This window comes from Nonomuraea sp. CA-143628 (assembly GCF_050942315.1).
Taxonomy (GTDB): domain Bacteria; phylum Actinomycetota; class Actinomycetes; order Streptosporangiales; family Streptosporangiaceae; genus Nonomuraea.
The window spans coordinates 9,053,056-9,066,246 of the sequence record NZ_CP192072.1 but is presented as its reverse complement, the minus strand read 5'-3'; the positions used below and the strand labels follow the sequence as shown (position 1 = coordinate 9,066,246).

Annotated in this window: 10 protein-coding genes; 8 read left to right on the top strand and 2 right to left on the bottom strand. The window is 71.0% G+C overall.

Annotated features, from left to right (window positions below):
• Positions 1-39: 39 nt before the first annotated feature.
• The 6 genes from ACQP2T_RS41280 to ACQP2T_RS41255 all read left to right on the top strand — a co-directional run bounded on the left by ACQP2T_RS41280 (position 40) and on the right by ACQP2T_RS41255 (position 5,832).
• Complete coding sequence (locus tag ACQP2T_RS41280; protein ID WP_433510279.1) at positions 40-855, top strand: SDR family NAD(P)-dependent oxidoreductase; 816 nt, start codon at positions 40-42, stop codon at positions 853-855.
• Positions 856-1,147: 292 nt separating this feature from the next.
• Positions 1,148-2,011, top strand: a complete 864-nt coding sequence (locus ACQP2T_RS41275; protein ID WP_433510278.1) for a Gfo/Idh/MocA family protein — start codon at positions 1,148-1,150, stop codon at positions 2,009-2,011.
• A 200-nt stretch (positions 2,012-2,211) separates the two neighbouring features.
• Positions 2,212-3,171: an ABC transporter substrate-binding protein gene (locus ACQP2T_RS41270; RefSeq protein ID WP_433510277.1), complete on the top strand. Its 960-nt coding sequence runs from the start codon at positions 2,212-2,214 to the stop codon at positions 3,169-3,171.
• 11 nt (positions 3,172-3,182) lie between these two features.
• Positions 3,183-4,181: a FecCD family ABC transporter permease gene (locus ACQP2T_RS41265; RefSeq protein ID WP_433519901.1), complete on the top strand. Its 999-nt coding sequence runs from the start codon at positions 3,183-3,185 to the stop codon at positions 4,179-4,181.
• A gap of 106 nt (positions 4,182-4,287) precedes the next feature.
• A complete protein-coding gene (locus tag ACQP2T_RS41260) occupies positions 4,288-5,091 on the top strand; it encodes an ABC transporter ATP-binding protein (protein ID WP_433510276.1) in 804 nt (267 codons plus the stop codon).
• A 90-nt stretch (positions 5,092-5,181) separates the two neighbouring features.
• Positions 5,182-5,832: an adenosylcobinamide amidohydrolase gene (locus ACQP2T_RS41255; RefSeq protein ID WP_433510275.1), complete on the top strand. Its 651-nt coding sequence runs from the start codon at positions 5,182-5,184 to the stop codon at positions 5,830-5,832.
• A 407-nt stretch (positions 5,833-6,239) separates the two neighbouring features.
• Here the strand turns inward: ACQP2T_RS41255 and ACQP2T_RS41250 are convergent, their stop codons facing one another.
• Both ACQP2T_RS41250 and ACQP2T_RS41245 read right to left on the bottom strand, forming a co-directional pair.
• A complete protein-coding gene (locus ACQP2T_RS41250; RefSeq protein WP_433510274.1) occupies positions 6,240-8,009 on the bottom strand; it encodes a hydantoinase B/oxoprolinase family protein in 1,770 nt (589 codons plus the stop codon).
• Between the two features lie 23 nt (positions 8,010-8,032).
• Entirely contained in the window at positions 8,033-10,033 is a 2,001-nt protein-coding gene (locus tag ACQP2T_RS41245) for a hydantoinase/oxoprolinase family protein (RefSeq protein ID WP_433510273.1), read from the bottom strand.
• A 106-nt stretch (positions 10,034-10,139) separates the two neighbouring features.
• Here ACQP2T_RS41245 and ACQP2T_RS41240 point away from each other — a divergent pair, with 106 nt between their 5' ends.
• Together ACQP2T_RS41240 and ACQP2T_RS41235 are read left to right on the top strand one after the other, a co-directional pair.
• Positions 10,140-11,663, top strand: coding sequence for a hypothetical protein (locus tag ACQP2T_RS41240; RefSeq protein ID WP_433510272.1), 1,524 nt, complete (start codon positions 10,140-10,142; stop codon positions 11,661-11,663).
• A complete protein-coding gene (locus ACQP2T_RS41235) occupies positions 11,663-13,168 on the top strand; it encodes a serine/threonine protein kinase (protein ID WP_433510271.1) in 1,506 nt (501 codons plus the stop codon). Before ACQP2T_RS41240 ends, ACQP2T_RS41235 begins: the two co-directional genes overlap by 1 nt.
• Positions 13,169-13,191: the final 23 nt, after the last annotated feature.

Here is a 13,191-nt window from a genome sequence, read left to right as displayed (position 1 = left end):
GAGCGTGGCGCCGGGCTTGTTTGGCGGGAAGGTGACGTGGTGAGTGCGGCGACGGGTCGGTTCGATGGGCGGGTGGCCCTCGTGACGGGGGCGGGGTCGGGGATCGGCGCGGCGTGCGCGTCGCGCCTGGCCGCCGAGGGCGCCTGCGTGGGCGTCCTGGACGTGCGCGCGGCGGGGGCCAAGTCGGTCGCCACCGCCATCCGCGCCAGGGGCGGCACGGCCACGGCGCTCGTCTGTGACGTGTCGGACGAGAAGCAGGTGGCCGGGGCGATCGGCGACCTGCTCGCCTCGTTCGGCCGTCTGGACGTCGTTCACTCCAACGCGGCCGCGCTCGACCCCGGCACCTACGGCCGCGACCGCGACCTCGAGGATCTCGACGTCGCCGTCTGGGACCGCACGATGGCGGTGAACCTGCGTGGCTGCCTGCTCATGGTCAAGCACGCGGCCCCCGTGATGGCCGACGGCGGCGCGTTCGTCGTCACTTCGTCGGTCTCGGGCCTGCTGGGCGACGTCGCGCACGTCGCGTACGGCACCTCGAAGGCGGCGCTGACCGGTTTCGTGCGCTATGTGGCCACCAAGTACGGCTCGCGCGGCATCCGCTGCAACGCCGTCGCGCCCGCGCTGGTCCTGACGGACGCGGCCGCGCAGGCCCTCGGCCGGGAGCGGCTGGCCGACAAGGCGGCCGAACGGCTGCTGCCCTGGGCCTGCACCCCGGACGACGTGGCCGACCTCGTCGCCTTCCTCGCTTCGGGCGAGTCGCGGTGCATCACGGGACAGACCATCGTCATCGACTCGGGCACGGTGGCCCACCGCCCTGAACACGCCCTGCGCCAATGGCGCGACGCGGCGGGGTGACGCACCGGGATTCCCCGGAGTGGTTCGTCACACGACTGTCTCGATCCCTGTGACGGTCTGTCGTGGCTGGAGTCCTTGGGAGAAGTACCCCCTACGGGGGCGAGGAAGAAGACGGTCCGTCGTGGCTGGGGTCCTTGGAGGGCGCCGGGGTTGCGGAGGAAGCCGGTCCGAAGACGGTCTGTCGTGGCGGGAGTCCCCCGGAGGGGACACCCCTGCGGGGGAGCGGAAGACCGGATACCCGGAGAACATTCCCAGGAACCGCATTAGGGTTGTGGCGGATCAAGGGGGATGGATGGAGCCGGTGTCGGTCGGGTTGGTCGGGGCGGGGCCGTGGGCGGAGCGCGCGCATGCGCCCATGCTGGTCAACAGCCCGCATCTCCGGTTCGCCGGCGTGTGGGCTCGGCGTCCGGAGGCTGCCGCTCGGCTGGGGGCGCCGGTGTTCGAGCGGGTCGAGGAGTTGTTCGAGGCGTGCGAGGCAGTGGCGTTCTGCGTGCCGCCGGGCGTACAGGCCGAATTGGGGGTGCGCGCGGCGAAGGCCGGGAAGGCGCTGTTGCTGGAGAAGCCGCTCGCCGACTCGCTGGAGAACGCGCGGCGGCTCGCCGACGCCGTGAGCGAGGCCGGTGTGGCCTCCCAGATGGTGCTCAGCATGCGTTATATGAAGCAGGTCAGGGAGTTCCTGGCGCGCTGCGCGGAAATCGAGGCGTTCGGCGGTCACGCCGCGAACATCTCCAATGTCCTGCTGGGCGGCCACCTCTTCGGCACCCCGTGGCGGCTCGAGCGCGGGGCGCTCCTGGACGTCGGGCCGCACGTGATCGACCTGCTCGACGCCGCCCTCGGCAGGGTGACCGGCGTGCGCGCGCACGGCAACCCGCTCGGCTGGACCGGACTGCTGCTCGATCACGAGGGCGGCGCGGCCAGCGAGGCGTCGCTGTGCATGGCCGCCGCCGGCGACCTGCCGCCGGCCAGCGTCGCGGTGTACGGCAGGACGGGCAGCGTGACGCTGCTGCCCAGTGATGACGACGATCCGTTCGAGACCGTCGCCGAGGAGTTCGCGCGGACCGTACGCCAGGGCGGTGGCCACCCGCTGGACGCGGCCCACGGGCTCAGGTTGCAAGAGATCATCGCCGAGGCGGAAGCCCAAGTGGGCACCCCTTGACTTAACGCCCATCTGGCGCATTGATAGCGTCTGTCCGACGCGCAGAGTTGCAGCGAAGTCCGGTGCGAGTCCGGCGCTGTCCCGCAACTGTCATAGCCAGGTCGCCTGCCTCCGCGCTGACGTCATCAACCCTCGTGGAAAAGGGTGATCCGTCGCTCTCGAGCGGGTCTCTCGGTTCCGACAGTGTGAAAGGACTTCTCGTGAGGCCCGTACGCACGGCCTTCGCGGGCGCGCTGCTGGGAACGCTCGTTCTGACCGGATGCGGTCAGACCAGCACTACCACCACCCCGTCCCCCGCGAGCCCCACCGGCTCCACCGGTACGACCGGCTCCGCCGCCTTCCCTGTGACGGTCGAGGCTGGCAACGGCAAGGTCAGCATCGCCAAAAGGCCGGAGCGGATCGTCTCGCTCTCCGCCAGCCACACCGAGACGCTCTTCGCCATCGGCGCGGGCCCCCAGGTCATCGCGGTGGACGACCAGTCCAACTACCCGGCCGGCGTCCCCAAGACCGACCTGTCCGGCTTCAAGCCGAACGTCGAGGCCATCGTCGCCCAGAAGCCCGACCTGGTGGTCGTCTCCAACGACATCGACGGCATCGTCGCCAAGCTGGGCAAGGTGAACGTGCCGGTCCTCCTGGAGCCCGCCGCCACCAAGCTCGACGAGGCGTACGACGAGATCACTGACCTCGGCGCCGCCACCGGCAACACCGAAAAGGCCGGACAAGTCGTGACAGGCATGAAGACATCCCTCGACAAGCTCTCGGCGAACGCCCCCAAGGACAAGAAGCTCACCTACTACCACGAACTCGACCAGACCCCCTACGCGGCGACGTCGAGCACGTTCATCGGGCAGATCTACGCTATGTTCGGCCTCACCAACATCGCCGACAAGGCGCCGGACCCGGCGGGCGGCTATCCCAAGCTGTCGGCGGAGTTCGTCGCCCAGGCCGACCCCGACCTGATCTTCCTGGCGGACGTGAAGTGCTGCCAGCAGAGCAAGGACACGCTGGCCAAGCGCCCCGGCTGGAAGGGACTGTCGGCGGTCAAGGGTGACCAGGTGATCCAGCTCGACGACGACATCGCCTCGCGCTGGGGCCCGCGGGTCGTCGACCTGGCGCAGACCATCAGTGACGCCGTCGGCAAGGCGGCCACCCGCCAGTGAGGTCCAGACCGATGTGGACGGCGGGCGCGCTGGCCGTGCTCGCCGTCTCCATGGTCGCCGGGCTGCTCGGCGGGGCCGCCGACATCTCGCCGTGGCAGGTGGTGCTCCAGGTGCTCGACTGGCTGCCGTACGTACACGTGGACTCGGGGCTGGCGCCCGTGGAGCAGGGGCTGCTGTTCGAGCTGCGGCTGCCCAGAGTGCTGGTGGCGGCCGTGGTCGGCGGGTTGCTGGCCATCGCGGGGGCCGGCTACCAGGGGGTGTTCCGCAACCCGCTGGCCGACCCCTACCTGCTGGGCGCCGCAGCTGGAGCCGGGCTGACCACCACCGTGGTCATCGTGCTCGTGCCGACCCCAGCGGTCGGCATCCCGGTGGCCGCCTTCGTGGGTGCGGTCGGCGGGGTGTTCCTCGCGTACGTGCTCGGCAACACCGCCGGACGCTCGGGCGGCACCGCTACGCTGGTGCTCGCCGGGGTGGCCGTCACCTCGTTCCTGACCGCGATCCAGACGTTCATCCAGCAGTTCAAGGTCGAGCAGTTGCAGCGCATCTACTCCTGGATCCTGGGCGACGTGGGCGGCGGGTGGGACCAGTTCTGGCTGGTCCTGCCGTACGCCGCCGTCTCGGCCGTACTGCTGCTCGCGCACGGGCGGATGCTGGACGTGCTCTCCGTGGGGGACGAGGAGGCCACCAGCCTCGGCGTCCGCGCCGGGCGGGTACGGCTGGCGGTACTGCTCGCCGCCTCCCTGGCCACCGCGGCGGCCGTGGCGGTGAGCGGGCTCATCGGGTTCGTCGGCATCGTCATTCCGCATGTGGTCAGGCGGCTGGCGGGCGGCTCCTACCGCATCGTGCTGCCGCTGTCGCTGATCGGCGGCGCCGCCTTCCTCGTGCTCGCCGACCTGGTCGCGCGCACCGTCATCGCCCCCGCCGAACTGCCCATCGGGGTGGTCACCATGTTCGTCGGCGCGCCGTTCTTCGTGGCGGTCCTGCGCATGACCCGGCAGACCGCCACATGACCGCCGCCACCGCCCAGCAGGCCGCCGTCACGTTCAGGCAGACCGTCACGTTCGGGCAGACCGTCACGTTCGGGCAGACCGTCACCACGTCCCGGCAGGCTGCCACATGACCGCCGACACGGCCCGGCCGGCCCGGATGATCGAGACGAGCGGCCTGTCCGTACGGCTCGGCGAGCGCGAGGTGCTCACCGACGTCGACCTCTCGGTACGGCGCGGCGAATGGCTGGCGATCATCGGCCCGAACGGCGCCGGAAAGTCCACCCTGCTCAAAGCCGTCATGGGCGTCGTCGCCCACCGGGGCGACGTCACCGTCGGCGGCCGGGCCGCGAGCACGCTGAGGCCCAGGGACCGGGCCCGGCTGGTCGCCTACGCCCCTCAGACGCCCTCGCTGCCGCCCGACATCACCGTGTACGACTACGCCCTGCTCGGCCGCACCCCGTACATCCCCTACCTCGGCAGCGAGAGCCGCCACGACAAAGAGGTCACCAGGTCCGTGCTCGAACGCCTCGACCTCACCGAGTTCGGCGGGCGCCGGCTGGGGGAGCTGTCCGGCGGCGAACGGCAGCGGGTGGTCCTGGCCAGGGCATTGGCCCAGGAGGCGCCCGCGCTCCTGCTCGACGAACCAACGACCGCGCTCGACCTCGGGCACCAACAGCAGGTGCTGGAGCTGGTCGACCGGCTCCGGCTCGCCGACGAGCTGACCGTGGTGACGACCCTGCACGACCTGACCCTCGCCGGCCAGTACGCCGACCGGCTCCTCCTGCTCGCCGGCGGCCGGGCCGTCGCCGCCGGGCAGCCGGGACAGGTGCTCACGGAGGCGCTGGTCGGCACCCACTTCGACGCCCGGGTGGAGATCGCGCCGGGCCCCGGAGGCCGGCCTGTGGTGCACCTGGTCAGGGGTGTCTCGTGAAAGCGGCGCTGGCCTATCGGGTCGGGGGCGTCGTCCTGAAGGGGGTCTGGTGGCCTACCGGGTCGAGGATGTCGTCCTGAAGGGGGTCTCGTGGAGCTGACGTATCGGGTCGAGGACGGGGTGCGGCTCGGGTCGCTGCTGTGGGAGTTCGGGCCGGGGTGGCGGATGATCTCGTCGGCGCTCCTGGGCGGGGGGATCGGGGAGCGTACGTGGGTGCTGAACGCGCAGGTCGTGGCGGGCTACTCGCGGATGGACCCGGTCGAGCACCTGACCGATCTCGGGCCTGACGGCAGCGGGGTGGGGATGATGACCGCGGCCTCGGTGGAGCGCTACGCGCGGGCGGTGGACGGCGGCGCGGAGGTCGTGGCGACGGTCGGGTTACGCGTCCCCACCTGGGCGGCCGCCCCCGAGGGCGCCACCGACCCCGAACTGGCCCCGATGCTCAGCACCCCCGCGCCGCCCGTGGGGACGATCAACCTGATGGCCGTGGTGCCGGTCGCGATGACCGACGCCGCCCTGGTCAACGCCGTGATGACGATGACGGAGGCCAAGTCGCAGGCGCTGATCGAAGCGGGCTTCCCGTGCACCGGCACCGCCTCGGACGCCCTGTGCCTGGCCGTACGCGCTGATGGGCCGCAGGAGCTCTTCGGCGGCCCGCGCTCGACCTGGGGCGCCCGCCTGGCTCGCGCCGTCCACTCCGCCGTCCACCAGGGCGCTGCCTCCTGGCGACCCCGGATCTAGGACGAGGTCCCCCGGGGTGGTTCGTCCCCACGGCCGTCTCGATCTCCTGTGACGGCCCGTGGTGGCTGAGGTCCTTGTGGAGAGATACCCCCTTCGGGGGAGGGGATGGGGGCGGTCTGTGGTGGTTGGGGTCCCTACGGGGGATGCCCTCTCTGGGTGAGGGGAGCGGTCCGTGGTGGTTTGGGTCCCAACGGAGGATGGCCCCCCTCGGGGGCGGGGACGGGGGCGGTCCGTGGTGGTTGGGGCCCCACGGGGATGCCCTCTCCGGGAGAGTAGGGCGGTCCGTGGTGGTTGGGGCGCACGAGGGAATGCCTCTCCGGGGGAGCGGATTGAGGTGTCCTCGTGGAGGGATGCCACCTTTGGTGGGATCTGGGGGTGGGGAAGAGCGAATGTCCGCAGTCGCCGGATCAGCGGGTGAGGCCGTAGTCCTCCTGGGCGCCGCGTTCCGTGACGCGGCCCGCGTCGAGGTCGGCGAGCACCGCTTCGCGGTCCCGCTCGTACGGGGAGCCCATTCCGCCCCCGCCCGTCGTCTCCACCACGAACGCCTCACCCGCGGCGAACCGTACGTTGTTCACCTTCGACGCCAGTCGCTCGACCGTCCCGTCCAGGTGGCGCTTGAAGAAGCCGCCGACCCGTCCCGGCAGCCCGCCGTCGCGGCCCGGCGGGGCCAGGCGCAGTCGGTCACCGCGCGTCGTGACATGACAGTCCGCCAGGAACCGGTACACGGTCCGCGAGCCCAGCCCGCCACGATGCCGTCCGGGGCCGCCGGAGTCGGGGATGGTCTCGATCGACTCCACGATCAGCGGGCAGCGGCTCTCCACCGGCTCGGCCTGCGGCACCGAGTTCCGGCCGATGCCGAAGTGCACGCCTGTCGCGTCCGGCCCGTCGAGCCCCTGCCGCGCGCCGACGCCGCCGAAGTCGTACGACAGGTGGATCCAGTACGGCGCCCCGACCGCCGCGATCGAGAACGGCTGGAGGATGCCGCTGGGCGCGATGGCCCGCTCCGGTACGGCGTCCGACAGTGCCTGGAAGATGGCCTCCATGGCCGCGTAGATCGGCACGTACCGTCCGCCGCACGGGTAGGGGGAGCGGGCGTTGAGCAGCGAGCCCTCCGGCAGCCGCACCTCGATCGCGCGCAGGCAGCCGTCGTTCATGGGGATCGTCGGATCGAGGAAGCAGCGCACCGCGAACACGGCGGCGGCCAGCGATTGCGACGCGGACGCGTTGATCGCCGCCGGCACCTGCGCCCCGGTCCCGGCGAAGTCCACCACAGCCCGCATCTCCGGCGGTTCGACATCCACTCCTGCCCGCATCTCCGGCCCCTGAGGCTCGCCGTCCGTCCGAGTCTCGGGCGCCTGAGGCTCGCCGCGCCCGTCACCAGAGGAGCGGCGTTCCAGGGTGATGGCTACCCGAACATCATGCGATTTTTCGGGACTTATTCCGTCGTCGTCGATCGGGTACGACGCCTCGAAGCGGCCCTCCGGGAGGTCGGCCAGCGCGGTCCGCGTCCTGGCCTCCGTGTAGTCGAGGTAATCGTCGATCCCGCTCGCCAGCCCCGCCGCCCCGTACTCCGCCACCAGCGCCCCGACCCGGGCGGCCGCCACGGCGGTGCCCGCCACGAGCGCCCGCACGTCGCCCATGACCTTGTCCGGCGTACGGCTGTTGGCCCGCAGGATGGCCTCCACGGCCGGTTCCAGGCCGGTGGAGGTGGCCAGCCGTACGGGAGGCAGCTGCAGCCCTTCGAGGAAGATGTCGGTGGCCAGCGGCGCCATGCCACCGGCGGACAGCCCGCCCAGGTCCGACACGTGGATCATGGTCGCGGCGAAGTACGCGGGCCGGTCCCCGACGAAGACGGGCCGGTAGACGAGCAGGTCGTTGGTGTGCACGCCGCCCCGGTAGGCGTCGTTGAGCACGTACACGTCACCGGGCCGCATCGTCTCCAGCGGCACGTCCCGGACGAGCTCCGGCAGGGCGACCTTGAGCGCCATGCTGTTCATGAGCGTGGTGGCCATGGAGTGCGCGATCAGCCGCCCGCGCGCGTCCAGGACGGCGGCGGACGCGTCGGACCCCTCGACGATGAACGTCGAGTACGCCGACCGCACGACGACGATGCTGGCCTCCTCAGCGGCCACCACCAGCGCGTTCCGCAGCACCTCGGCGGTCAACACGTCACTCATGCGGCTCCTTTTCAAAAGCCACGTCACTCATGCGGCTCCCTGCTCAGATGTACGGCCCGTGCCGGGCCCAGCGTGGCGGTCCACCCGGGCGGCACCACGATCGTGGACTCGGCGTCCTCGATGATCCCCGGACCGGGCAGCACCGCCAGCGTGTCGCGGGTGTGCACCGGCACCTCGACATACCCGCCCAGCTCCGCGAAATAAGCGGACCGCGCTCCGATAGACCCCGAGGCAGCCCCGGGGAGGTCGGTAACCGCCGGGACGGGGGCGGCGGGCAGGGTGACGCGGACCCGGTAGCTGACGATCTCCACCTCGCCCCGCTGCGAGATCCCGTAGACCCGCTCGTACCGGTCGAAGAACCGCGTCTCCAGCTCCGTACGCGACGAGCTCCACGGCACGGTCAGATCATGCGACTGCCCTCGGAACCGTACGTCCACCGACCGTGAGAGCCGCACCCCCGGATCGGACGGCGACACCCCGAGATCCTCCGCCGCCGACGCGGCCAGCGAGTCGAACACCTCCAAGGGATCCCCGGCGTCCAGCCGCGACAGCACCCGGTCTGTCGACAGGTCGCCCACCAGCAGCCCGGCGGCCGACGCGACGCCGCAGTGGGCGGGCACCACCACGGTCTCGATCCCGAACCGCTCCGCCACCCGCGCCGCGTGCATCGGCCCCGCCCCGCCGAAGGCCACCAGCGCGTACCCCCGCGGATCGATCCCCCGCTGCACGGTCACCACGTGCACGGCCGCGGCCATCGAGGCGCTGACGATCTCGTGCACGGCATGTGCCGCCGCCGCCCTGGACACCCCGAGCGGCCCGGCCAGCCGCTCCAGCGCCTTGTCGGCGAGCGGCGCGGACAGCGGGATCGACGCCGACGTCAGGTAGCCGAGCACCAGGTTCGCGTCCGTGACCGTCGGCTCGGAGCCGCCCAGGCCATAGCAGGCGGGTCCCGGCTCGGAGCCCGCCGAGTGCGGGCCGACGCGCAGCGCTCCGGCGGCGTCAAGCCAGGCGATGCTGCCGCCGCCCGCGCCCACCTCCGCCAGGTCGATGGCCGGGGTCTTGATCGGTACTCCGGTCCCGGCCCGTCGTCCGCCGAAGCTGCCCTTGCCGCCGACGTGGAACTCGTGCGTGATCTCCGGCCGTCCGTCACGCACCACACAGGTCTTGGCCGTCGTTCCGCCCATGTCGAAGGAGATGACGTTCGCGAACCCGCTGCCCGCCGCCGCGAGCACCCCGGCCGCCGGGCCGGACTCGATCATGGCGACCGCCCGCCTGGCGGCCAGCTCGGCCGAGATCACGCCGCCGCTCGACTCCATCACGTGGACGGGCGCCACCACGCCCAGCGAGGCCAGCTGGTCACGCAGCCTGGAGAGGTACGAGGCCATGATCGGCCCGATGTAGGCGGACATGATGGTCGTCGTGGCCCGCTCGTACTCGCGGATCTCCGGCCACACCTCGGACGAGACGACCACGTTCTCGACCGATTCGCGGAGGATCGCGGCCACCTGCCGCTCATGGTCGGGGTTGGCGTAGGAGTGCATCAGGCATACCGCCGCCGACATGATGCCCCGCCGCGCGATCTCCGCCGCCACCAGCCGTACGGACTCCAGATCGAGGGGCGTCAGTACGGCCCCGCGCGCCGACACCCGCTCCACCACCTCGAAGCAGTCGCCCGCGGCCACCGGCGGGGGCGGCGGGGTGAAACGCAGGTCGTAGCGGTCCTCCTCGACCCGGGCGTATCGCCCAAGGGGGACGACCGAGCGGAAGCCCTGGGTGGTGACGTAGGCGACTCGCACGCCCTTGCGTTCGAGCACGGCGTTGGTGGCCAGCGTGGTGGCGTGCACGACCCGGGTGACCAGTGCGGGGTTCACGCCGGTGAGCACGCGTGTAACACCGTCCGTAATTCCGGCGATGGGGTCGTAGGGGGTGCTCAAACACTTGGCTACCGTTACCTCGCCCGCATGACCGCGCAGGACCACGTCGGTGAAGGTACCGCCTACGTCGATGCCGATCGCGTAGCCCATTCCGGTACCGTAGACGTCCAAGCAAGCGCTTGTCTATGAACACGTCTATTGACTTCCGGCAGGTGATTGAGACCCTTATTTCGATAACTGCGAAATTGGAGCGGAGATGGCACGTCTCACAGCTCTTGCCGGTGGTGTCGCGGCGACACTCGTCCTGCTCGCCCTGCCCGCGGCGGCGCACGAGCACCCCAGCGGGATCACCGACCTCGTCACCCCGGCCGTGGTTCGCGTGGAAGCCTCCTCGCACGTCGAGATCACTCTGCTCGATCACGTGGGTGAGCTGTTACATGTGGAACGGTCCTACGATCTCCCCATAGGTGTGGGCACCGGCATTGTGGTCAATCCCGATGGCGCGGTCGTCACGCTCACCCGCGTGGTCAAGACCGACAAGGACGTGGCGGTGTGGGCGGCCAACAAGATCTTCGCCGAGCACCACAAGGTGAAGATTCCGCTCGACTTCGCGCGGCACACAGTCAAGGACGACGTTCTGAACCACCACCTGAAGGAGTGCTACCCGCCCTACACGAAGCTGGCCACGTGCATCGTCAACATCACCACCGACATCACGATATTTCCGAACGTCTCCCCGGCCGACCCCAAGGGTCTCAAGGCCGACATCGTCAAGCTGGGCGCCGTCCCCGACAGCCCGGCCGTGCTGATGCCCTCCGGCAGGATCGTCGGCAGCGTCGGCCTGCCCACGGCTCCACTCGCTGACAAGGTGCCCGAACAGCAGGGCTCGCCCACCAACCTGGCCGGGTTCACCGGCAGGCCAGGGCCGAACGTCAAGGAGACCGTCGAGATCGCCCACCTGGGCAAGGGTGGCGGCGGCACCGAGACCGGCAGGCAGTTCGCCGACCCGGAGAAGAAGGTCGACGAGTCCGTGAAGCTCGGCGCCCTGGCCGATCGCGGCCTGCTCGGCGCGCCGGTCATCGGCGACAAGGACGGCCACGTCATCGGCATGCTGATCGGCGGCGGCAAGGAAGCCAGGATGATCGGCGTCAGGGAGATCCTCGCCGCGCTGGCCAAGGCCGGGGTCGCGCCGCGCCGTGGCGCCATCGACGCCGCCTTCGAGGCGGCACTGACCCGCTACCACACCAAGTACTACACCGAGGCCGCGCCGGGCTTCCAGCGCGTGCTGGAGCTCTATCCGGGCAACGTGGTGGCGGCCACGCTGCTGCAGACCTCCCTGCAGAAGCGGGGCGGCCCGGAGGACGCGGGCAGCAGGCAGGCCGTGGCACCGGCGCCCAGGAGCATGCCGCTCTGGCCGTTCATCGTCGCCGCCGGGGTGCTGTTCGTGGCCGCGGGCGCCGGGGCGTTCCTGCTGTGGCGGCGCCGCCGTACTCCTGACGACCAACCCGAGCAGCCACCACCGCTCGTCGCGGCGGCCGCGGCGGCGGCCGCGGCCTCGTCGGTGTCGTCCGCGCCGACCTCACCGCCGGTGTCGCTCGACGAGGGTGCGAACCAGACCGTCGTGGTCCGCCGGTCGCAGCCCTTCCAGGTGATCCCACAGCAGAAGCAGGTGCTCACCGAGCAGGACCAGCCGTCGGTCAAATACTGCACCGCGTGCGGAATGCGGCTGGGGGCCGCGCACCGCTTCTGCGGCTACTGCGGCCACCCCATCGAGACGTGATGCCCGTGAACGACAGATCGCTCGTGGGCCAGGAGGTGGCCGGCTATTACATCGAGGACATCGTGGGCAAGGGCGGCATGGCCGTCGTCTACCTGGCGCTCGATCCGAGGCTGAGCCGGCGGGTGGCGTTGAAGATCCTGAACCCGGTGCTCAGCGTCGACGACCGGTTCAGGCAGCGCTTCATCCTGGAGTCCCGGACGGTCGCCAGCATCGAGCACCCCAACATCATCCCGATCTACGAGGCGAACGCCGACGCCGACGGCGTGCTCTACATCGCCATGCGCTACGTCGACGGGCTCGACCTGCGCCGCCTCATCTACGACCGGGGGGCGCTGCCGATCGCGCAGGCGAACCAGATCATCTCCCAGGTGGCCGCCGCGCTCGACGCCGCGCACGCGCACGACCTGATCCACCGCGACGTGAAACCGGCCAACATCCTGCTGGCCGGGGACCACGTCTACCTGACCGACTTCGGCATCACCAAGCACCGCACGTCGATCTCCGGGCTGACCCAGACCGACCAGTTCATCGGCACGCCCCGCTACATGGCGCCCGAGCAGATCAACAAGGAGCACATCGACGGGCGATGCGACCAGTACGCGCTGGCCTGCGTCGCCTACGAGGCGCTGTCGGGGCGGCTGCCGTTCCCGCGCGACAACGACATCGCGCTGCTCTGGGCGCACCTGGCCGAGCAGCCCACGCCGCTGTCACAGGTCAGGCCGGAGCTGCCGGTCGAGGTCGACGGTGTGATGATGCGGGCGCTGGCCAAGTCGCCCGAGCAGCGCTATCCGTCGTGCACCGCGTTCGTCACCGCGCTGCGCGACGCGATCAGCGGCCAGCCCGCCGGGCCGCCGCCCACCCCGTCGTCGGCCGTACGCCAGCGCCAGAAGGCGGCCTCCGGCCCCAGCAGGCTGCCACTCGTGGTGGCCACGGTGATCGCGGCCATCGCGGCGCTGTCGCTGGTCGTGCTGCTCGTTATGACCCAGAAGGGCGACTCCTGGGCCCGCTACCAGAGCACCACCGCCGCGCCGCTCACCTTCGAGTACCCGGCCGACTGGACCGTCAAGACGCACGGCGACCTGTTCGCGGTGGCCTCGCCGCATGCCGCCGAGTTCGAGGGGATGTTCGTCTCCGGCGCGGCCGCGGACTGGACCGCGGTGAACCAGGTCATCACCGGCGACACCGACAACGCCGTGGGCGTGTACGTGCAGGTCTCCGACGCGCTCAGCGCGAGCGCGACCGCCGCCCAGATGAAGGCCATGCTCGAAGGGCTGCTGCCCGGCGAGATCGTGGTGGACCAGCCCGTACCCGACCGCGCGGGCGACAGCGATGCCACCCGGTACGACGGCTCCCTGCGCGACCGTAACAGCGGCAACCGGCTCGGCTTCGTCAGCTACGTCATCGACCGCCGGCCCAAACCGCTGCTGGTGCTGTACTTCTGCGCCAAGAACCGCTGCGACGACGCCACCGAGGGCCGCGTCAGGCAGAGCGTCCACCTCTCCTGACATCTCACCATGCGGACAGGTTT

What these genes read in the sequence shown, in the direction of transcription:
- ACQP2T_RS41275 (WP_433510278.1), top strand. Translation starts at nt 1,148, where the DNA reads ATGGAGCCGGTGTCGGTCGGGTTGGTCGGGGCGGGGCCGTGGGCGGAG.
- ACQP2T_RS41265 (WP_433519901.1), top strand. Translation starts at nt 3,183, where the DNA reads ATGTGGACGGCGGGCGCGCTGGCCGTGCTCGCCGTCTCCATGGTCGCC.
- ACQP2T_RS41260 (WP_433510276.1), top strand. Translation starts at nt 4,288, where the DNA reads ATGACCGCCGACACGGCCCGGCCGGCCCGGATGATCGAGACGAGCGGC.
- ACQP2T_RS41250 (WP_433510274.1), bottom strand. Translation starts at nt 8,009, where the DNA reads ATGAGTGACGTGTTGACCGCCGAGGTGCTGCGGAACGCGCTGGTGGTG.
- ACQP2T_RS41245 (WP_433510273.1), bottom strand. Translation starts at nt 10,033, where the DNA reads ATGGGCTACGCGATCGGCATCGACGTAGGCGGTACCTTCACCGACGTG.
- ACQP2T_RS41240 (WP_433510272.1), top strand. Translation starts at nt 10,140, where the DNA reads ATGGCACGTCTCACAGCTCTTGCCGGTGGTGTCGCGGCGACACTCGTC.
- ACQP2T_RS41235 (WP_433510271.1), top strand. Translation starts at nt 11,663, where the DNA reads ATGCCCGTGAACGACAGATCGCTCGTGGGCCAGGAGGTGGCCGGCTAT.